Source organism: Mesorhizobium sp. M2A.F.Ca.ET.043.02.1.1 (assembly GCF_003952405.1).
In the GTDB taxonomy this organism is placed as follows: domain Bacteria; phylum Pseudomonadota; class Alphaproteobacteria; order Rhizobiales; family Rhizobiaceae; genus Mesorhizobium.
Genome location: NZ_CP034445.1, coordinates 1,295,108 through 1,314,662, shown reverse-complemented (window position 1 = coordinate 1,314,662; position 19,555 = coordinate 1,295,108). Strand labels below are relative to the sequence as shown.

Sequence of the window (19,555 nt, the reverse complement as noted above, 5' to 3'; positions counted from 1 at the left end):
ATCTACTGCCCCAGCCGTTCGAGCAGCACAGGCACATGCACCTGGTCGGATTTGTAGTTGCCGGTCAGCATGTACATCATGATGTTGACGCCGGCGCGCAGCGCATAGACGCGCTGCATCGGGTCCGGCGGCACGGTCGGCAGCATCGGATCGCCGTTCTCGTCGACCGCCCAGGCGCCGGCGAAATCATTGGCGGTGATCATGATCGGCGAGACGCCGTCGCCGGTGCGCACGGGGCGGTTCTCGGTGTTGCTGGCGTCGAGCGAGGCCTCGACCCACAACGGGCTGCCGCTGAAGCGGCCGGGGAATTCCGGCAGGATGAAGAAGGATTTGGTCAGCACGTGGTCCGAAGGCACCGGTTCCAGCGGCGGCACGTTGAGATTGGCGAGGATGTCGCGCAACCGCTCGGTCGCCGGACTTGCCGAGCCGGCGCCGATGCCATTGGAAAACTGGTCGCGCGTGTCGAACAGGACCGTGCCGCCCTGCTGCATATAGGCATCGATGCGGGCGATCGCCGCCTGGCTGGGCATCGGCGCCGATTCATCGATCGGCCAATAGATCAGCGGGAAGAAGGACAGTTCGTCCTTGGCGATGTCGACGCCGGCCGGCGGGCCGGGCTCGAGCGCGGTCTTCTCGATCAGGAAACGGGTCAGGCCTTCAAGGCCGGCACGGCTGATCGAATCGACGCCGGGTTCGCCGGTGATGACATAGGCGATGCGGGTCTTCGAAATATCGTCGACCGCCTGGGCGTCGCCTGGCTTCGAATCGTCGGCGCGGGCGAGATCGGCGTGGCCGAAGAGGCTGCCCAGGACGACCAGGACGGCGGCTGTGGTCGCCACGGCCGCGCGGCGCGGCCGGCGCGCCAGCAGGCCGCCCATCCAGAATACGGCCAAGGTGTCGAGCGCCATTAGCAGGAGCGCGGCGGCGACCAGCGGCCCCTTGAGGTTTTCCGACTCGTCGAAGGCATAGGGGATGGCGGTCACCGGCAGCGAAATCTGCGGGCGCACCAGCGGCGCGAAGGTGCTCGATGCCTCGAGTAGATTGTGCGCGAAGACGCCCGTCTCGGAGCCGTAAAGGCCGGGCGGGTTCTCCAGGGTCACCGGCAGCGGGCCGGCGCCGGGCACCAGCGAGCGGGCATCGGGCGAGGGCGGCGTCAGCATGCCGTCGGCGCCGATCATGCGGTAGGGTGCCAACGATGCGGCGGTGGCTTCGGCATTGGCGATCGCCGCGCCCTGGTTGCGCGACAGCTGCACGACGCGCCGCAGCATCTCGACGAAAGTGCCGGAGATCGGCAGGTTCGACCAGGTCGCCTCGGGCGTGACATGGAAGAGCACCAGCGTGCCCTTGTCCTTTTTCATGCCTGTCACCAGCGGCGTGCCGTCGGCAAGCGTGGCCCAGGTGCGCTCGACGATGTCGGGCGTCGGCTCGGCCAGAACCTGCCGGCTGACCGTCACCTCGGAGGGCGGGGAAAGATCGGCGAAGGGACCGTTCTTCGGGAATTCGGTGACCGCCTGCGGTGTCGTCCAGGACAGCGCGCCGCCGAGCGCGCGCTCGCCGCTGCGCAACCGTACAGGCAAAAGGTCGTCGTCATTGCCGGCCGCGGCAAGACGCGGGCCGGCAAAGCGGACCAGCGTGCCACCCTTGTCGACCCAGTCGACCAGACGCTGCCTGACCTGCTCCGGGATGGTGCCGACATCGGCCATGATGATCATCGCCGGTTTCTGGTCGAGAAGCTGCGGAATGGCGTCGGCGAGGTCGGCGCTCGACGGCTCGACCAGGTCCGCGAAGGGCTGCAGGGCGCGGCGGATATAGTAGAGCGGCGACAGAAGCGGCTGCGCCTGGTCGGCCTCGGCCTGAGACAGCAGGCCGACACGGCGTCGTTTCGAGCTTTCGTCCAGCACCCGCACCGCGCCCGCCTGGTGCTCGCCGTCGAGCGCGATCGAGGCGAAATCGTTGCGCAGCTCGAAGGGAACCGCCATCGTCGCCGTGGCGGCGGCTTCGCCCGGCGCGAAGGTCAGCGTCGCGTCGGCGATGCGGCGGCCCTTGTCGTCGAAGGCGCCCGCGGTGACCTGCGCCGGCGCCGGACTGCCCGGCGCGCGGATAGCGGTCAAAGCGAAACCGTCGACCTGGTTGTCGGCGCTAGTCAGGCCGGTCACCGAGGGCCGGTCGGACGTGGCCCAGACCAGCCGCTTCGCGTTCTTTTCGAGCAGCGTCTTGAAAGCGGCTTCGTCGCCTTTGGCGGCAAGGCCATCGGCGAGCACCGCGACGCTGGCGCCCGGCAGCCGCTCCAACGCGGCGGCGACGCGGGCATAGACGGCGGGCCTGTCGGTGGGGATCGGCCGCGGCTTGGCGGCGCGCAGATGGTCGAGCGCGGCCGAGGCATCGAAGGGGCCGATCTCGGCATTGGGCTTCTCGGCGGTGAAGGCAATGACGATCGGCACGCCGTTAGATCCGGCGTCGGCTATCAGCCGCTCGGCGGTGGCGACGCGCTTGCCCCAGTCAGCGGCGCTTGCCCAGCTGTTGTCGATGACAAGCGCCAGGACGGAACCTTCCGCCGGCAGCTTTTCGCGCGGATTGAAGACCGGCTCGGCCAGCGCCATCACGACAAGCGCCGCCATGAGCAGCCGAAGCAGCGTCAGCCACCACGGGCTTTGCTGCGGGGTTTCCTCGCGTCGGAGGACCCGGGCCAGGATTTTCAGCGGCGGGAAAACTTCCGTCTGCGGCTTGGGCGGGGTGAGCCTGAGCAGCCACCAGATCACCGGCAGCGCCAGAAGGCCCCACAGCACCATGGGCGCACCGAAGGAAAGCGGCAGCCAGCTCATGCGACCGCCTTTCCAGTGGCCTGCGGGGGGTGACCTCTATCGGCCAGCCCTGCATGACCTTTGTCGGCCAGCCCTGCATGACTGCCGTCGGCGGTCATTGCCATGTGGACGCGCACCAGCGCTTCGGAGGCGAGCCGGTCCGTGTGATTGGCGGTAAAGCTCCAGCCGAGGCGCTTGCACCATGCGGCCAGCTCCTCGCGGCGGGCCCGGTAAAGCAGGCGGTATTCCTCGGCCAGCATCTCGGCGCGACCGGCGGTCAGCTTCTCGCCAGTCTCCGGATCGGTGAACTCGGTGCGGCCGGCATAGGGGAAGGTTTCCTCGGCCGGGTCGGCGACCTCGATAAGATGGGCGCGCACGCCATGGCGAGCGAGCACCTCGAGCCAGGCCATGGTTTCCTCGACCGGGTCGAGGAAATCGCTGACGAGCACGATGTCGCAGAAGCGGCGGATGGCCGACAGGTCGGGTTTGGCCGGCAGCGCGGCGGCGTGGCTCAGCTGGGCGGCGATGCGCTCGGCGCCGTTGCGGGCGGTGAACGGGTCGGTCAGGCCCGGCCAGGCGATGCGCTCGCCACTGCGCGACAAAAGCTCGGCCAAGGCGAGCGCCAGCACCAGCGCGCGCGATTCCTTGGAAACGCCAGCGCCGGCCGATTTGTAGAGCATGGAAGGCGAGGGGTCGGCCCAGAGCCAGACGGTGTGCGCGGCTTCCCATTCGCGGTCGCGCACATAGGTATGGTCGTCTCTGGCCGAGCGGCGCCAGTCGATGCGCGAGGAATCGCCTTCGACATACGGCCGGAACTGCCAGAAATTCTCGCCGATGCCGCGCTTGCGACGGCCGTGCCAACCGGCGATCACCGTGTTGACGATGCGCCGCGCCTCGACCAGCAGGTCCGGAACCAGTGAAGCCCGCAACCGGCCGCGGGCGAGCGCGTCGCGCGTCGCAACCGGTGCCTGGACCTCGCCTATTCGACCCATCAGATGCCTTTTGCCAGCTTCGCCACCACGTCGCGCACCGAAGTGCCTTCGGCGCGGGCGGCGAACGTCAGCGCCATGCGGTGCTGCAGCACGGGTTCGGCCAAGGCGCGGACGTCGTCCACCGACGGCGCCAACCTTCCATCATATAGGGCGCGGGCGCGGGCGCACAGGGTCAGCGCCTGGCTGGCGCGGGGGCCCGGCCCCCAGGCGACATGCTTGTCCGTCTCGGCATTGCCCTGGCCGGGTCGGGCCGAACGCACCAGCTTGAGGATCGCCTCGACGACGCTTTCCGGCACCGGCATGCGGCGGATCAGCGTCTGGATCTCCTTCAGTCTCGCCGGCTGCAGCACCTTGTCGGCCTTGGCTTCGTCGATACCGGTCGTTTCGAGCAGGATGCGGCGCTCCGCATCGATCTCCGGATAAAGGATGTCGACCTGCATTAGGAAGCGGTCGAGCTGGGCTTCGGGCAGCGGGTAGGTGCCTTCCTGTTCCAGCGGGTTCTGCGTCGCCAGCACGTGGAAGGGCGAGGGCAGGTCGTAACGGGCGCCGGCTATGGTGACGTGATATTCCTGCATTGCCTGCAGCAGCGCGGACTGCGTGCGCGGCGAGGCGCGGTTGATCTCGTCTGCCATCAGCAACTGCGTGAAGATCGGCCCGGAAATGAAGCGGAAGGAGCGCTTGCCGAACTCGTCCTGCTCCATCACCTCAGAGCCGAGGATGTCGGACGGCATCAGGTCGGGCGTGAACTGGACGCGGCGCGAATCGAGGCCGAGCACGATCCCCAGCGTCTCGACCAGCTTGGTCTTGGCGAGGCCCGGCACGCCGACCAGCAGCGCGTGGCCGCCCGCCAGAAGCGCCACCAGCGTGCGCTCGACGACCGCTTCCTGGCCGAAGATCACCCGGCCGACCGCGTCGCGGACCTTGGAGATGTCGGCCAGCGCTTTTTCAGCTTCCTCGATCATCGCTTTTTCGCTGATCGGGCTTTCCTTGATCATCACGCTCATGCCGTTTCGATCCCTTGTGGTTGGAAATACCGGCCTGCATTCTCAATGTCGCAGAATGCCGCGATTCGGCCCCGCCTGGCGCCTGCATTCGAACTTAAATCACAGACTTGGGCGGACAAGGCTGACAATCGGGACAACAGTGACTATTTCGTGACCATGGCCGAACGCAGCGAACATCGTGAACAAAGCCCGGGTGGGCAGAGCTTGACGAGCGCTACCGAGGCGCGCGGCCTCGAGGCGCTGATCTCGCGCGCGGCCCGGGCGGGCAAGGGGCCGGCGCCGGTCGAGCGCTGGAATCCGGACTTCTGCGGCGACCTCGACATGGAGATCAAGGCGGACGGCACCTGGTTCTATCTCGGCACGCCGATCGGCCGCATGCCGCTGGTGCAGCTCTTTTCCAGCGTGCTGCGCAAGGATGCCGACGGCAAGACCTATCTTGTGACCCCAGTCGAGCGGGTCGGAATACGAGTCGTCGACGCGCCTTTCATCGCCGTCGAAATGAATGTCTCCGGGAGCGGCGACGAGCAAGTCATCACCTTCCGCACCAATGTCGGCGACGTTGTCGCCGCCGGGCCCGGCCATCCGCTGCGTTTCGTCGACGAGGACGAAACCGGCGGGCTGAAACCCTACGTGCTGGTGCGCGGACGGCTGGAGGCGCTGGTGGCGCGGGCTGTCATGTATGAGCTGGTCGCGCATGGCGAGGAGATCGACATCGACGGCAAGGCGATGTTCGCCGTCCGCTCTGGCGGCGAGGTCTACCCGATCATGCCGGCCGAAAAACTGAAACGGCTGAGCGCGTGATGGACCAGGTGACCCGGGCGCCATTTTCGATCGCGGATTTCCGGGCCCGGGCCGCCGCGCAGGCCGCGATCACTCTTGGCGAGGATTTCGGCGATCATCGCTTCAATCCCGATCACCCCAGGCTCCAACACGTCAAGCCGCTGCGTGACGCGGCTGTGCTTATCCCGGTCGTCGACCGCGCCGAGGGCGCCATGGTGCTGCTCACCAAGCGCGCCGAGAAGCTGCGCAGCCATTCCGGCCAGGTGGCGTTTCCGGGCGGCACGATCGATCCCACCGACCCCGGCCCCGAGGCGACCGCGCTGCGGGAGACCTTCGAGGAGATCGGCCTCGATCGCGACCATATCGAGATCATCGGCCGCATGCCGGACTATGTGTCGGGCAGCGGTTACCGCATTGTGCCGGTGCTCGCCGTCGTACGTCCGGGCTTTTCGCTGACGCTCAATGCCGACGAAGTCGACGCCGCCTTCGAGGTTCCCCTGAGTTTCCTGATGGACCCGGCCAACCACACGCGCGACAGCCGCATGTGGAACGATCTCGAATGGTTTTTCTACGATATGCCCTATGGCGACCAGCGAATCTGGGGCGTCACCGCCGGCATCATCCGCACGCTGTATGAAAGGCTTTATGCGTGAGCGTCGAGCTGTCCCTCTCGGGCCAGGCCGGTTGGCTTGGCGACAAGGCCCTGCAGCAATTGCTGGCCGCGCTGAAGCAGGGCGGCGAGGAAGCGCGTGTCGCCGGCGGCGCGGTTCGCAATGCGCTGCTTGGCCAACCGGTGGCCGACATCGACATCGCCGCGACGACACTGCCCGAAGAGACCATCCGGCGCGCGGAGGCGGCCGGCTTCAAGACGGCGCCGACAGGGATCGAACACGGCACCATCACCGTGATTGCGGGTGGCAAGCCCTATGAAGTAACCACACTGCGCGCTGATGTCGAGACCGACGGCCGCCGGGCGAAAGTGACTTTCGGGCGCGACTGGAAGCTTGATGCCGAGCGGCGCGATTTCACGATGAACGCGCTCTATGCCGAAGCCGACGGCACGGTCGTCGATCTTGTCGGCGGCATTGCCGATATCGAGGCGCGGCGGCTGCGTTTCATCGGCGACGCGGAGGCACGCATCCGCGAGGATTATCTGCGCATCCTGCGGTTTTTCCGCTTCTTCGCCTGGTATGGCGACGGCCGGCCCGATGCCGAAGGCCTGAAGGCCTGCGCCAGGCTGAAGGAGGGGCTTGCCCAGCTTTCTGCCGAACGCGTCTGGTCCGAACTGAAGAAGCTGCTGTCGGCTCCGGACCCTTCGCGCGCTCTGCTCTGGATGCGCCAGGCCGGCGTGCTGACCGCCGTGCTGCCGGAAAGCGAGAAATGGGGCATCGATGCCATCCACGGGCTGGCCAGGACCGGGAAGGATCTCGGCTGGATCGACGATCCGATGCTGCGGCTCGAGGCAATCGTCCCGCCCGATGTCGCGCGCATGAAGACGCTTGGCGAGCGGCTGCGGCTTTCGAATGACGAGGCCGCTCGCCTGCGGCACTGGGCGCTGACCATCGCCCCGGACGCGAAGATGACCGAGACCGAACTGGCCAAGAAGCTCTACTACGGCGATCGCGACGGCTATCTCGACCGTATCCGGCTGGCGCTTGCCGCCGCGCGGACGCGTGCCGTGGAAGACAACCAGGCGATGATGGAGGCCGGCGGCCTTTCACGCCTGCTCAACTTCACGCTGAAATGGACAAAACCGGTGTTTCCGATCAAGGGCGCCGACCTGACCGAACTTGGGGCGTCGCCGGGGCCGAAGCTTGGCGCGACGCTGAAGAATCTCGAAAGGGAATGGGTCGGGTCGGGCTTCACCTTGGAACGCGGCGCGCTCATGGAACGCGCCGCGCAGGCCCTGGAGCCTTAGTCCGTCGGGCGACTGGCGCTAGTCCGCCGGGGCGACCGGCGCGACCTGTCAGCGTATCGCCACGGGAGCCAGCGCCCGCGAGAGACTTGCCTCGCCCTTGCCGTAGATGGACGGGTCGTAGTTGGCCAGCGTGTCGGTGCGGGCCGTGTTGAGCAGGTCGTTGGTGATCTGAACCGGCGTCGCCTTGGTGAACTTGCTGCCGATGATCGCGGCGTAGCCCGAGATGATCGGCGCGGCGAAGGACGTTCCGTAAAGACCGGTCTTGTCGCCTTCGACGCCGACCACCAGGAAATGGCTCTGCACCTGCGTATTGGTACCGGCGTAGTCGGAATACCATGCAAGCTGAGCCTTGTTGGCCGTCGTGCCGTTCGTCGACAGCGCGCCGACGAAGATCGCCGTCGATTTGCCGATCAGGGCAAGGTCGAGATAGTCCTGCTGGCCGTTGATGGCCGCGCCAACGGCGACGGCGTCGTTGCCGGCCGCCTTCGAGACGATGGCCGTGCCTTTGGTTGCATACGATATGATCGACGCCTCTTCCGGGGCCCAGCCGATCTGGTTCACGCTGTAACCCGCGCTGGTGTACATGCCATAGCTGAGGTTGAGCACGTTGCGGCCGCCCGCCAGCGGGACATACGTGCCGGTCGAGAAATCCTTGGAGCGAATGGTTGCCGCGGGAGCGATCATGCTTGCCTCCTCGCGCGTCCATTCACCGTGCCGCTGCGTCTGCACGCCGATTCCGAAATTGCCGGAGAAGCGCGACGTGCTGCTGAAGTCGTCGACCATGGTGATGGTGACGCCCTTGCCCTTGTAGCCGGCGGCCCATGCGGCGCCGACGTCGGGGCTCATCCAGCTCTGCACGGCCTGCGTCTTGCGCGTGACCGGGATCGTTGCGCTTACGCAGATGGACCCGCCGCCATGGCAGAGCGCGGCCCATTTCGTCCGGGCTGAGAGCTTCCTGCGCCGATGCCATCGGCGCCGAAAGAAGTGCCAAGGCGGCGGCGAGGCCGAACTTCAAGGACTTAACCGACATGTTCATTCTCCAGTCAGACAGAACGAGGACGGCAGATCGTGAGTTTCGGGACAAGATGATTTCATTTGCCTGCCCCTCCGATCAGAAAGTGAGACGGTAGTTCAGCCAGAGATGCATGGTCTCCGGCCTGGCGCTGACCAGATACTTCAGCGTTTCCTCAGGCGCGGTCTCGCCCGCCGCCAGCCGGCAATTGACGCTGTAGGTTCCGAACTCGCCGTAGTCGGCCTCGCAGGGCTTTTCCGTCAGGTTGCCGCCGATTGTAGTGGTGACCGACAGGGACAGGGTGCTGTTGGGATTCGGATGGGTCTGGGTGAGAAATCCGAGCTTGAGGCTCGGCTCGATACGATATTTCTCGGCTTGCTCGCCGGTGCCGAACCCCCAGAGAAAGCCCGTATCGGGCGTGATCTGAGTGAGGAAGTCGACATGCATGTCGACCCAACTCGCGTGATACCAACGGCTGAAGGAGACCCAGCTTCCGCTCTGCAATTCATAGCCGCCAGTGCCGAGGCCCCTGGCCTTGTCGCTGAGCGGAGAACCCTGATGGACATCGACGAGCGAGGTGGTCCATTCCTGCGCGGCCGCGGCGGGCGCAAAGAGGAACGCGCACGCCAAGAGCACCGCCGTGCAGAAACCGCCTCGGATGTTGGACCGCTCGCGCATGCGCGAAGCACCTCGCCCCACCATTCCGGACAGCGCCTTGACGGCGAAGGGCTTCTCGGGCAGCCGCCTCTGGCCGGATCATGCGCGGGAGAATCGCACGCAGACCGTTACCGCCAAGTTATCTAAGCTGTTATGAATATAAGAATTCGCTGGAAATATGCGAATAGCGCCGTTGCCGGCGGTCGGAGGATCGCCGGCAAAAGAGGGCGGATGCGCCGGAAGCAATGTCCCGCCAGCCTTGCCGGCTGGTGACGTGTGGGAAGCCTGCGATCGGGCCGGTCAGGCGGCGTCGCGAACCTTCTGGATGCGCGAGCGGATCGCCTCGATCATGGTCTCGCGAATGACGGTCTCGCCATGCGTCTCGCGCATATGCTCGACGGCGCGGCGCATGACCTCCGCTTCTTCCTCGGCGCGCGTGTGCCAGTCACAGCCGGGAACCAGCGATCCGCATTGAAATTCCTTCATGGGGATTTCCTTTCCTCGCGACGGGGCCGCTCAGCCAGAGCGCTCCAGCCATTTGTCTTATGTGCAATCCCGCCGAAGGCCGATGTACGTTTTCGCAGGATTGCCCGGATGGATATCAATAACACATGCCGCCGCTTTCGGTTGCACGAAGAAGTGGCCGAGATCGGTCGGCGCGGCAAAGCATGACCCGAAGGGCGGAGCACTGGTTCTCCGCCCTTCGCGCCGCCTGACCCTGCTATGCCTCCCGAGCAGCTTCCTGGAATTGCTCCAGCCGTTACTTCATGATCTTGACGGCCTCGGCGATCTTGTTCTTGCCGCTCATGTCCCAGGACACGCGGACCTTCTCGCCGGCCTGAATGCCGGGATCCTTGAAGGCCTTGGACAGCTTGAAGGTCGATCCATCCTCGAGAACCAGGCTCATGGCCGTTCCGTCAAAGCTCTTCACGGTGCCGGTGATGTGCTTGACCGCCGCGAATGCGGCGCCACCGGAGGCGAGAAATGCGGCGGCTGCCGCCGTCACGATAAGCTTGCGCATGGCATGCTCTCCTGGAATGCGGGTGCCCGTTCGATCAGGCACCTTCCTTGGTCAGGGCCGTCAAGTCGCGTCGGGTCACGGCCGGCGGGAGACAAGAGGTCTCCGCTTCGACCGCCGGCGCTTCCCGACCCGACGACCCTAAATAACTCAATTCTTTCAAAAGGATATTAGACGAAAAAGATATCATCCTCGCCACATTGCGCGCCAAGATTCGACGAATGGGACAGCAATGCGGCCACGGCCGCGCTCACCTGATCGTTACGGCCATTTTACCTCGGGGGGCAGGCTGGACAGGATCGAGGCGACATTGCCGCCGGTCTTCAGGCCGAAGATGGTGCCGCGATCGTGAAGCAAGTTGAATTCGACGTAGCGGCCGCGGCGGATCAGCTGTTCGTCGCGCTCGGCATCGGTCCAGTTCTGGTTGAAGTTGCCCCGAACCAGATGGGCATAGACGACCAAGAAGGAGCGGCCGACATCCTGGACGAAATTGAGATCGGCGTTCCAGCCGCCCTTGTCCTCTTCCGAATGCAGCCAGTCGAAGAAGATACCGCCGATGCCGCGCGGCTCATTGCGGTGGGGCAGGAAGAAATACTCGTCGCACCAGGCCTTGAATTTGGGATAGTCGGCGACCGCGGCGTTCTTCTCGCAGGCGAACTGCATGGCGCGATGAAAGGCGATCGTGTCGGGGTCGTCCTGGGTGCGGCGACGGTCGAGCACCGGCGTCAGATCGGCGCCGCCGCCAAACCATTGGCGCGTGGTGACGACCATGCGCGTGTTCATGTGCACGGCAGGCACGTTGGGGTTCCAGGGATGCGCAATCAGCGAGATGCCGCTTGCCCAGAAGCGCGGATCCTCCTCGGCGCCGGGTATCTGCTTCCTGAATTCCGGCGAGAATTCGCCATGGGCCGTCGAGGTGTGCACGCCGACCTTCTCGAAGACGCGGCCGCGCATCATCGACATGGTGCCGCCGCCACCGCGACCTTCGTCGCGCTCCCAGGGCGTCTTCTCGAAACGGCCGGGCGACCATGAGGACAGCGGTCCCTGAAGCTCCTGCTCGAGCTGCTCGAAGGTGGCGCAGATACGTTCGCGCAGCGCTTCGAACCAGAGGCGGGCCTTCATCTTCTTCTGCTCGATGTCGGCCGGCAACCCCACCGGTATTTCGGGTCGTTCCAAAAGCTGTCTCCAGTCGCGGCCGACAAATGACTCGTTTTTTCTGCGCGCGATCCCTAATCTGTTAAAGACAAGGGTCAAGTCCTGTCTGATCCAGGTGCAAAGGAGTTCCTTCGTGCGCACCCCGGCAAGACCGCCGCTGGATGGCTTGAAGAAGAGGCTGGAGCGCTCGCGCGCCGAGCGCGCAAACCTGCCGCGCGACGGTTTCCTGCGCGAGACCTTCGTGCTGCCGAGGCCCGCCGCCCGCCTCAAGGCCAAGGAGTGGTTCGAGCGCTTTCCGAAGCAGGCCTACTGGACCGAGATCGAAAGCTGGTTCGAACGCCCAGGCGATGTGATCGAATTCACCATGCGCCGGCTGCCGGCGGCCGACTGAGACATCTTTGGCGGCCAACCCGTCAGCGCACCGCCAGCCTTCTCGCGCCCGTGCCCTCCCGGGCCAGCCGATCTTCCTTGTTCCTCAGCGGGCATTTGTCGATCGACATGCAGCCGCAGCCGATGCAGTCGGTCAGGCCGTCGCGCAACTTCTTGAGCTGGGCGATCTTCTGATCGAGCTCGTCGCGCCAGGCCGTCGAAAGCAGGTTCCAGTCCTCGCGCGTCGGCGTGCGCTCTTCGGGCAGGGACTGGAACGCCCGTGCAATGTCGGCAAGCGAGATGCCGACCTCCTGGGCAACGCGGATGATCGCAACGCGCCTGAGCACATCGCGGCCGTAGCGCCGCTGGTTGCCAGCCGTCCGATGGCTGCGGATCAGCCCGCGCGCCTCGTAGAAATGCAGCGCCGATACCGCGACGCCGCTGCGCATCGCCACTTGGCCGACCGTCAATTCCTTTACCGGAGCCATTCTCAAATTCCTGCTTGACCTCAAGTTAAGTTGAGCTTGTAGCCAGGAAATATCGATAGGGCAATTGCAGGAGAAGGCGATGTGCGCCTGGGCAGGAATGACGGCGGAAGGGATGGCGATTCGGGATAGCGCGGAGGCGCGAAAGCTGGCTCATTATTTCGACGCAATTCCGGGCGGAAAACCGTTTCACACTTTTCCTGGAATTGCTTTAGTCGATCTGGCGGAGCGCTTCGCCGGCGACCATGGCGACCGACAGCGCGACATTGATGCTGCGTGCGCCCGGCCGCATCGGAATGGTCAGTCGGGCATCCGCCGCCTGGTGGACTTGTTCCGTGACGCCGGCGGATTCGCGGCCGAACAGAAGGATGTCGCCGGCGGCGAAAGCAAAGCCGGTATAAGCGGCCGTGGCCTTGGTGGTGAGCAGCACCAGGCGGCGCGCATGCGCGTTTCGCCATTCCTCGAAGGCGTGCCAGTCGGCGTGGCGGGTGAGCGTCGCCATTTCGAGGTAGTCCATGCCGGCCCGTTTCAGCGCCCGGTCGGAGAGCGGGAAGCCGGCAGGTTCGATGATATCGACAGCGATGTCGAGGCAGGCGGCGAAGCGCAGGATGGTCCCGGTGTTGCCGGCGATATCCGGCTGGTAGAGCGCGATGCGGAGACGATGGTTCATTTTCGCATCCTGCTAATAAGTGGCAGATCGGCCACAGGCATCTCCCGCTTTCGGCGATTTCTGGCCTGTCGGGTGGCCATTTTCTGCGAAGTCGAGTATAGGACCATCATCGTCAACCCGAACCGAATGGAGGGGAACACATGATGACCATGCACATCCAGCGCCTCTCCTGGGCTCTCCTATGCCCAATGGCGGTTTCGGTACGACGATTCTTCTGACACTTTAAGTCTTCATCGCACCGATTCCCGCCGAACCCAGTTTTCGGCCTTCGAAGGAATCTTGCGATGTTTTTCAAACTGCCAAAGGGGCGCCGCGCCCCAGCTGAACGTGTCGAGACCGACGCTTGCCGCGCCGTTACGACCGATTCGATCCGCGCCTTCGGTCGAATGCCGGGGATCGAGGCCATATCACCCTTTTTAACGCATTTGCATATGGAGGACGGACCAATGTTCGATCCCTACAAGATACCGGGGTCAAGAAGCCTGCATGAGCGCAAGGCAGCGACCTGGGCGCTGCTGATCGCCGAGACCTATTCGTCGGCGGTGCATGCCGAGGAGCGGCGCAGGCCGCATCGCGGCATGCTGCCGGACGTCGATTTCTCGCGCGCGGTGCCCGACCACAGCCGGCCGACGCTGGTGCGCCGGATGGTGCGTCTGTTCCGGCCAGGCGACAGGAACCAGGCAGGCTCCGGCTTTTCGTCGGGAAGCTCGGCGCCGTCAGGATCGTCGAACGAGCCTGTCGGCGAAATGCCGGCGAAACCCTATATTGCGAGCAGCAAGGCCGGTGATGCGGATGATTCCGTATCGCCGGCGCGCAATGCCGCGCGGCCGCAAAGCCTAGCCCGTCAATCCCGCGCTGCGTGAGCGCGCATAGCATCGTGAGTGCCTGGAATGTTCCGCTGGTTTGAACAGAGGCTCGATCCATTTCCCGCCGCGGAGCCGGTCGAGCCGCCGAAGACGCTGGTCGCGTTTTGCGTGCATTATACGCGCGGCGCCTGGCCCTACATCCTCCTCGATGCGGTGCTGGTGACGGCGATCTCCATCGCCGAAGTGTGGATGTTCGGCTTCATGGGCCGCATCGTCGACTGGCTGTCGGGGCAGAACCGCGAAACCTTCCTGCAGACCGAGAGCTGGAAGCTCGCCGGCATGGCCTTCGTCGTGCTGTTCGCGCTGCCGGGCACGGTCTGGCTGCATTCGCTGCTCAACCAGCAGACGCTGATGGGCAATTATCCCATGCGCATCCGCTGGCAGGTGCATCGCTACCTGCTCAAGCAATCGATGGCGTTCTACCAGGACGAATTCGCCGGCCGCATCGCCACCAAGCTGATGCAGACGGCGCTCGCCGTGCGCGAATGCGTGATCAAGCTGATCGACGTCTTGAACTACGTCATCGTCTATTTCCTCGGCATGCTGTTCATCGTCGGCTCGGCCGACTGGCGGCTGGCGGCACCGCTCGCCGTCTGGCTGGTCGGCTATATCGGTCTCCTGCGCTTTTTCATCCCGCGGCTGGGCAAGGTCGGCGAGGAGCAGGCCAATGCGCGCTCGACCATGACCGGGCGCGTCGTCGACAGCTACACCAACATCCAGACGGTGAAGCTGTTCAGCCACGCGCGCCGCGAGGCGACCTTCGCCAGGGAAGGCATGGCGAGCTTCCTTGACACCGTCTACCGCTCGATGCGGCTGGTCACGGTGCTCTACGGCCTGCTCTACATCCTGAACTCGCTGCTTCTGTTCTCGGTGACGGCAATCTCACTGTGGCTGTGGCTCGGCCAGGCGGTAACGATCGGCGCGGTCGCGGTGGTCATCGGCCTGGTTCTGCGCATGTGGGGCATGTCGCAGTGGATCATGTGGGAGATGTCGGGGCTGTTCGAGAATATCGGCACGGTGCAGGACGGCATCCAGTCGATCTCGCTGCCGCGCCTGGTCGAAGACAGGCCGGGCGCGAAGGACATCGCCGTCAGCCAGGGTGAGATCCGCTTCGAGGACATCCGCTTCCATTACGGCAAGCAGAAGGGTGTCATCGAGAACCTGTCGCTCACCGTGAAATCCGGCGAGAAGGTCGGCATCGTCGGCCGTTCCGGCGCCGGCAAGTCGACGCTGGTCAATCTGCTGCTGCGTTTCTACGACCTGGAAAGCGGCAGCATCCTCGTCGACTGCCAGGAGATCGCGGCGGTGACGCAGGATTCGCTGCGCGCGCAGATCGGCATGGTGACGCAGGACACCTCGCTTCTGCACCGCTCGGTGAAGGAGAACATCCTCTATGGCCGGCCGGACGCGACCGACGAGATGCTCATCGAGGCGGCGCGGCGGGCGGAGGCGCTCGATTTCATCGGCGGGCTTTCCGACCACAATGGGCGCAAAGGGTTCGATGCCCATGTCGGCGACCGCGGCGTCAAACTGTCCGGCGGCCAGCGGCAGCGCATCGCGATCGCCCGCGTCATGCTGAAGGACGCGCCGATCCTGATCCTCGACGAGGCGACCTCGGCGCTCGATTCGGAGGCCGAGGCGGCGATCCAGGAGAACCTCTACAAGCTGATGCAGGGCAAGACCGTCATTGCCATCGCGCACCGGCTGTCGACGATCGCGGCAATGGACAGGCTCGTCGTCATGGACAAGGGCCGCATCATCGAGGAGGGCTCGCATGAGGAGCTCGTCGCCAAGGGCGGGCTCTACGCCCAGCTCTGGCAGCGTCAGTCGGGCGGCTTCCTGCTCGATGACGGACCGGCCGAGTCCGACGCCAAGGCGACGGAAATGGCGGCGGAGTAACGCGATCGCGATTGGGATCAAGGTTACGGCGATTGCCGGGAATCGATCCCGGGCGTAACCACGGCACGGCCAGAGGTCCTGCCGTGGTTACCTGCGTAGAGCCCCGCCGGCGACCAGATCGGACGCCGGCGGGTTTGTGGCCTCCACGAGAGAAAAATGTTCGACCGCATCTTCACCTGGTTCGAAAGCCGTTATTCGCCGGTGGCGCTGGCCGACGACAGGCAGCCGCCAATGGGGCTTTGGCGGTTCTACTGGTATTTCATAAGGCAGTTTCGCGCCGCCTATCGGCTGCGCATGATCATCGTTGCCGTAGCGGCGATCATCGACGCGATGCTGCCGATTTTCGTCGGCCTGATCGTCGGCCTGCTCGCCAGCACCGGGCCCGGCGATTTCTTCGCCGCGCATGGGCCGCTGCTCGTCCTGATGGCCTTCGTCGTGCTTTTGCGTCCGCTGTCGATGGTCGTCGATGCGCTGATCCGCAACCATGCCATCGCGCCGAACCTCATCGACCTCATCCGCTGGCAGAGCCACTGGCATGTCGTGCGCCAGGACTGGTCGTTCTTCCAGAACGACTTTGCCGGCCGCATCGGGACCAAGGTCATGCAGAGCGGCGATTCGGTGGAGATGAGCGTCAATTTCACCGTCGATGCCGTCTGGTATGCGCTGGTGTTCGTCGCGGTCGCCATCGTGGTGCTGGCCCGGCTCGACCCGCTTCTGCTGGCGGTCGTGGCGGTCTGGCTGGTGTTCTATTGCCTGATCTTCTGGTCCGCGATGCCCAGGATCACACAACGCTCGTCCCAATTGTCGGAGCGGTGGTCGCAGGTGAGCGGCCGCATGGTCGACAGCTACACCAATATCCTGACGCTCAAGACATTCTCGACCGGCAAGCATGAAGACAAATATGTCTCGCAGGCGGTGGTCAAGCACGCCGACACATTCTACCAGCTCATGCGCGTTTTCACGCTGATGTGGTCGGCCTTGTTCGTCCTCAACGCGGCGCTGCTTATCGCCGTGAGCTGGGTGGCGCTCGCCGGCTGGAACGCAGGGACGATGACCACCGCCGCCGTGGCGACCGCGATACCTTTCGCGCTGCAGATCGCCAACATCTCCGGCAGGATCCTCGATGTCGGCGCCAATGTCTTCCGGCAGATCGGCGTCGCCAGCAACTCGATGACGACGATCGCGCGGCCGATCGTCATGCAGGACCAGCCGGACGCACCGGCCCTCGTCGTGACCGCCGGCGGCATCGAGTTCGACCGGGTGAACTTCAACTATTGGCGCAAGGACGGCAAAGGCGGCGTCATCGACAACCTGTCGCTGAAGATCGCGCCGGGCGAGCGGGTCGGCCTGATCGGCCGTTCCGGGGCCGGCAAATCGACGCTGGTCAATCTCGTGCTGCGGCTGTTCGACGTGCCGGACGGCAAGGTGCTGATCGACGGGCAGGACATCCGCAACGTCTCGCAGGAGAGCGTTCGTGGGGCGATCGGCTTCGTCAACCAGGACACCTCGCTCTTGCATCGATCTGTTCGCGAGAACCTCAAATATGGGCGCCAGTCGGCCAGCGACGAGGCGATGCTCAACGCCGCGAAAGCCGCCCAGATCGACGAGGTGATCGCGGGGCTGACCGATCCGCATGGGCAGAGCGGCTATGAGGCGCTTGTCGGCGAGCGCGGCGTGAAACTGTCCGGCGGCCAGCGGCAACGCATCGCCATTGCCCGCGTTATGCTGAAGGACGCGCCGATCCTCATCCTCGACGAGGCGACCTCCGCGCTCGATTCGGAGGTGGAGGCCGCCATCCAGGAGAACCTCTACAAGCTCATGCAGGGCAAGACCGTCATCGCCATCGCGCACCGGCTGTCGACGATCGCGGCGATGGACCGGCTCGTCGTCATGGACAAGGGCCGCATCGTCGAGGACGGCTCGCATGAGGCGCTGATCGCCAAGGGCGGGCTCTATGCCCAGCTCTGGCGCCGCCAGTCTGGCGGCTTCCTGCTGGAGGAAAAGCCGGTCGCCGACGCCCCGCCGACGAAAGGTGAAGCCGCCGAATGATGCAGGCCATCTATCGCTGGTTCGAGCACTGGGTCTACCCGTTCCGCGAGCCCGCGAATCTGCGGCCGCCCGCCGGCGTCGGCGGCTTCCTCTGGCACTATGTCGGACAGGCGAAGCTTGCCTTCTTCGCCATGCTGATCATCGGCGGCATCGCGCCGCTGGTCGAGGCCGGCCTGTTCTATTTCGTCGGCAGGCTGGTCGATATACTCGACCAGTTGCCCGGCGAGCGCAGCTGGCACGCGCTCTGGGCCGCGGCCGGACCTGAGCTCTTGTTCATGGGCGCGGTGGTGCTCGTCATCCGCACGGCCGTCGTCGGCCTGTCGGCGCTGGTCGACGAGCAGACGATCACGCCCGGCTTCTACAACTTGGTGCGCTGGCAGGCGCACCGGCATGTCTCGCGCCAGTCCTATGCCTTCTTCCAGAACGATTTCGCCGGCCGCATCGCGACAAAAGTCTGGCAGGCGGGGCAGGCAACGGGCGACCTGATGGAAAGTTTCATCGAGGTCATCTGGTTCATGATCATCTATACTGTGACGACGCTGGCGCTGGTCGCCGGCCTGGACCTCAGGCTGGCGGTTCTGGTGGTGGTCTGGATCGCCGTGTTCGGCTGGCTGGCCAAACTCTATCTGCCGCAGATCCGCAAGAACGCCGAGGCGACGGCCGAGGCCGGGTCGATGATCACCGGCCGGATCGTCGATTCCTACTCCAACGTGCAGACGCTGAAGCTGTTCTCGGCGGATGGCGACGACCGCTACATCAGGAACGGTTTCGACATCTATCTCGACGCGCTTCGTCCGTTCACGCGCCGTCTGACCGGCGTGCGCATGGCGCTGACGACGTTGTCGGGCGTCATGATCACCGTGATCGCCGGCTTCGCCATCTATCTCTGGGTCGAAGGCTCGATCACGGTCGGCGCTGTCGCCTTCACGCTTTCTCTCGTCCTCAGGCTCAACATGCTGCTTGGAAGAGTGATGATGCAGCTCAACGGCATTTTGCGAAATCTCGGTGTGCTGGAGAATTCCAAGGCGATGATCTCGCAGCCGCTCGGCCTCACCGACGCCCCGGATGCAAAGGAACTGATCGTCACCGGCGGCCGCATCGACGTCAGCAACGTCACCTTCCATTACGGCAAGGGGGCAGGAGTGCTCGACGGCATCAACCTTGTCGTGCGTCCGGGCGAGAAGGTCGGCCTTGTCGGCCCGTCCGGCGCCGGCAAGACGACCTTGACCAATCTGATCCTGCGCCTCTACGACTTGGAAGGCGGCCGGATCCTGATCGACGGCCAGGATATCGCGCATGTGACGCAGAACTCGCTGCGCGGAAATATCGGCGTGGTCAGCCAGGGCACCGCGCTGTTCCACCGCTCGCTGCGCGACAACATCAAGCTCGGCATGCCGGATGCCACCGACGCGCAGGTGATTGCCGCGGCCCAAAAGGCCGAGGCGCATGACTTCATCCTGGGATTGCGCGACACCAGAGGCCGCGCCGGCTACGAGGCCTATGTCGGCGAGCGCGGCGTGAAACTTTCCGGCGGCCAGCGGCAGCGCGTGGCGATCGCACGCGTCTTCCTCAAGGACGCGCCGATCCTCATCCTCGACGAGGCGACCTCGGCGCTCGATTCGGACATCGAGGCTGCGATCCAGGAAAATCTGACCCGCCTGATGGAAAACAAGACGGTGATCGCCATCGCGCACCGGCTCTCCACCATCGCGGCGCTCGATCGGCTGGTGGTGCTCGACGGCGGCCGCATCGTCGAGCAGGGCACGCATGACGAGCTGGTGGCGCTCGACGGGCTCTATGCACGGCTGTGGAAACGGCAGTCGGGCGGCTTCCTGTTCAATGAGGAAAGCGCGCTGGAAGAGACGCGGCCGGCGGAGTAG

General features: G+C 65.0%; 18 protein-coding genes. 8 read left to right on the top strand and 10 right to left on the bottom strand.

Features of this window, described 5'->3' with window-relative positions:
- Positions 1–2 precede the first annotated feature (2 nt).
- The 3 genes from EJ068_RS06260 to EJ068_RS06250 are packed head-to-tail and all read right to left on the bottom strand — an operon-like array spanning position 3 to position 4,797.
- Positions 3–2,822, bottom strand: coding sequence for a DUF4159 domain-containing protein (locus tag EJ068_RS06260; RefSeq protein WP_127385989.1), 2,820 nt, complete (start codon positions 2,820–2,822; stop codon positions 3–5).
- Complete coding sequence (locus tag EJ068_RS06255; protein ID WP_127251100.1) at positions 2,819–3,793, bottom strand: DUF58 domain-containing protein; 975 nt, start codon at positions 3,791–3,793, stop codon at positions 2,819–2,821. The genes EJ068_RS06260 and EJ068_RS06255 overlap by 4 nt, the downstream gene beginning before the upstream one ends.
- Positions 3,793–4,797 (bottom strand): MoxR family ATPase, encoded by a 1,005-nt coding sequence (locus EJ068_RS06250; protein WP_126059736.1) that lies wholly within the window; start codon positions 4,795–4,797, stop codon positions 3,793–3,795. The genes EJ068_RS06255 and EJ068_RS06250 overlap by 1 nt, the downstream gene beginning before the upstream one ends.
- A gap of 156 nt (positions 4,798–4,953) precedes the next feature.
- Here EJ068_RS06250 and EJ068_RS06245 point away from each other — a divergent pair, with 156 nt between their 5' ends.
- The 3 genes from EJ068_RS06245 to EJ068_RS06235 are packed head-to-tail and all read left to right on the top strand — an operon-like array spanning position 4,954 to position 7,495.
- On the top strand, positions 4,954–5,598 hold the full coding sequence (locus EJ068_RS06245; RefSeq protein WP_127251102.1) for a DUF1285 domain-containing protein: 645 nt from the start codon (positions 4,954–4,956) through the stop codon (positions 5,596–5,598).
- Positions 5,598–6,230 carry a CoA pyrophosphatase gene (locus tag EJ068_RS06240; protein ID WP_127251099.1) on the top strand — a complete coding sequence of 211 codons (633 nt, stop codon included), beginning with the start codon at positions 5,598–5,600 and terminating at the stop codon, positions 6,228–6,230. Before EJ068_RS06245 ends, EJ068_RS06240 begins: the two co-directional genes overlap by 1 nt.
- Entirely contained in the window at positions 6,227–7,495 is a 1,269-nt protein-coding gene (locus tag EJ068_RS06235; protein ID WP_127251098.1) for a CCA tRNA nucleotidyltransferase, read from the top strand. The genes EJ068_RS06240 and EJ068_RS06235 overlap by 4 nt, the downstream gene beginning before the upstream one ends.
- Positions 7,496–7,543: 48 nt before the next feature.
- Here EJ068_RS06235 and EJ068_RS06230 read toward each other — a convergent pair whose 3' ends face one another.
- From EJ068_RS06230 to hemF, 5 genes are all read right to left on the bottom strand, one after another.
- Positions 7,544–8,341, bottom strand: a complete 798-nt coding sequence (locus EJ068_RS06230; RefSeq protein WP_245463349.1) for a S8 family serine peptidase — start codon at positions 8,339–8,341, stop codon at positions 7,544–7,546.
- Between the two features lie 265 nt (positions 8,342–8,606).
- Complete coding sequence (locus tag EJ068_RS06225; protein WP_127251097.1) at positions 8,607–9,185, bottom strand: hypothetical protein; 579 nt, start codon at positions 9,183–9,185, stop codon at positions 8,607–8,609.
- A gap of 279 nt (positions 9,186–9,464) precedes the next feature.
- On the bottom strand, positions 9,465–9,650 hold the full coding sequence (locus tag EJ068_RS06220) for a DUF1059 domain-containing protein (protein WP_095766497.1): 186 nt from the start codon (positions 9,648–9,650) through the stop codon (positions 9,465–9,467).
- A gap of 274 nt (positions 9,651–9,924) precedes the next feature.
- The gene (locus EJ068_RS06215; RefSeq protein WP_127251096.1) at positions 9,925–10,185 is read right to left on the bottom strand and encodes a DUF1344 domain-containing protein; all 261 of its coding nucleotides are present in this window, start codon (positions 10,183–10,185) and stop codon (positions 9,925–9,927) included.
- 258 nt (positions 10,186–10,443) lie between these two features.
- Positions 10,444–11,358, bottom strand: a complete 915-nt coding sequence (gene hemF, locus EJ068_RS06210) for an oxygen-dependent coproporphyrinogen oxidase (RefSeq protein ID WP_127251095.1) — start codon at positions 11,356–11,358, stop codon at positions 10,444–10,446.
- 112 nt (positions 11,359–11,470) lie between these two features.
- Between hemF and EJ068_RS06205 the strand changes: the two genes are divergently transcribed.
- Complete coding sequence (locus EJ068_RS06205; protein WP_042639873.1) at positions 11,471–11,728, top strand: hypothetical protein; 258 nt, start codon at positions 11,471–11,473, stop codon at positions 11,726–11,728.
- 22 nt (positions 11,729–11,750) lie between these two features.
- On the opposite strand, the gene soxR is transcribed toward EJ068_RS06205, so the two are convergent.
- Both soxR and EJ068_RS06195 read right to left on the bottom strand, forming a co-directional pair.
- The gene (soxR, locus tag EJ068_RS06200; protein ID WP_127251094.1) at positions 11,751–12,194 is read right to left on the bottom strand and encodes a redox-sensitive transcriptional activator SoxR; all 444 of its coding nucleotides are present in this window, start codon (positions 12,192–12,194) and stop codon (positions 11,751–11,753) included.
- A 208-nt stretch (positions 12,195–12,402) separates the two neighbouring features.
- A complete protein-coding gene (locus tag EJ068_RS06195) occupies positions 12,403–12,861 on the bottom strand; it encodes a tRNA (cytidine(34)-2'-O)-methyltransferase (RefSeq protein WP_127251093.1) in 459 nt (152 codons plus the stop codon).
- 446 nt (positions 12,862–13,307) lie between these two features.
- On the opposite strand from EJ068_RS06195, the gene EJ068_RS06190 reads away from it, so the two are divergent.
- From EJ068_RS06190 to EJ068_RS06175, 4 genes are all read left to right on the top strand, one after another.
- Positions 13,308–13,724, top strand: coding sequence for a hypothetical protein (locus EJ068_RS06190; RefSeq protein ID WP_245463348.1), 417 nt, complete (start codon positions 13,308–13,310; stop codon positions 13,722–13,724).
- A 27-nt stretch (positions 13,725–13,751) separates the two neighbouring features.
- Complete coding sequence (locus EJ068_RS06185) at positions 13,752–15,626, top strand: ABC transporter ATP-binding protein (protein ID WP_127251091.1); 1,875 nt, start codon at positions 13,752–13,754, stop codon at positions 15,624–15,626.
- A 156-nt stretch (positions 15,627–15,782) separates the two neighbouring features.
- Positions 15,783–17,675, top strand: coding sequence for an ABC transporter ATP-binding protein (locus tag EJ068_RS06180; RefSeq protein WP_127251090.1), 1,893 nt, complete (start codon positions 15,783–15,785; stop codon positions 17,673–17,675).
- On the top strand, positions 17,672–19,555 hold the full coding sequence (locus EJ068_RS06175) for an ABC transporter ATP-binding protein (RefSeq protein WP_127251089.1): 1,884 nt from the start codon (positions 17,672–17,674) through the stop codon (positions 19,553–19,555). The genes EJ068_RS06180 and EJ068_RS06175 overlap by 4 nt, the downstream gene beginning before the upstream one ends.

Coding starts and splice junctions, on each gene's coding strand:
- EJ068_RS06245 (WP_127251102.1), top strand. CDS start 4,954: ATGGCCGAACGCAGCGAACATCGTGAACAAAGCCCGGGTGGGCAGAGC.
- soxR (WP_127251094.1), bottom strand. CDS start 12,194: ATGGCTCCGGTAAAGGAATTGACGGTCGGCCAAGTGGCGATGCGCAGC.
- EJ068_RS06225 (WP_127251097.1), bottom strand. CDS start 9,185: ATGCGCGAGCGGTCCAACATCCGAGGCGGTTTCTGCACGGCGGTGCTC.
- EJ068_RS06220 (WP_095766497.1), bottom strand. CDS start 9,650: ATGAAGGAATTTCAATGCGGATCGCTGGTTCCCGGCTGTGACTGGCAC.
- EJ068_RS06195 (WP_127251093.1), bottom strand. CDS start 12,861: ATGAACCATCGTCTCCGCATCGCGCTCTACCAGCCGGATATCGCCGGC.
- EJ068_RS06190 (WP_245463348.1), top strand. CDS start 13,308: ATGTTCGATCCCTACAAGATACCGGGGTCAAGAAGCCTGCATGAGCGC.
- EJ068_RS06250 (WP_126059736.1), bottom strand. CDS start 4,797: ATGAGCGTGATGATCAAGGAAAGCCCGATCAGCGAAAAAGCGATGATC.
- EJ068_RS06185 (WP_127251091.1), top strand. CDS start 13,752: ATGTTCCGCTGGTTTGAACAGAGGCTCGATCCATTTCCCGCCGCGGAG.
- EJ068_RS06215 (WP_127251096.1), bottom strand. CDS start 10,185: ATGCGCAAGCTTATCGTGACGGCGGCAGCCGCCGCATTTCTCGCCTCC.
- EJ068_RS06230 (WP_245463349.1), bottom strand. CDS start 8,341: ATGAGCCCCGACGTCGGCGCCGCATGGGCCGCCGGCTACAAGGGCAAG.
- EJ068_RS06255 (WP_127251100.1), bottom strand. CDS start 3,793: ATGGGTCGAATAGGCGAGGTCCAGGCACCGGTTGCGACGCGCGACGCG.
- EJ068_RS06260 (WP_127385989.1), bottom strand. CDS start 2,822: ATGAGCTGGCTGCCGCTTTCCTTCGGTGCGCCCATGGTGCTGTGGGGC.
- EJ068_RS06180 (WP_127251090.1), top strand. CDS start 15,783: ATGTTCGACCGCATCTTCACCTGGTTCGAAAGCCGTTATTCGCCGGTG.
- EJ068_RS06240 (WP_127251099.1), top strand. CDS start 5,598: ATGGACCAGGTGACCCGGGCGCCATTTTCGATCGCGGATTTCCGGGCC.
- EJ068_RS06175 (WP_127251089.1), top strand. CDS start 17,672: ATGATGCAGGCCATCTATCGCTGGTTCGAGCACTGGGTCTACCCGTTC.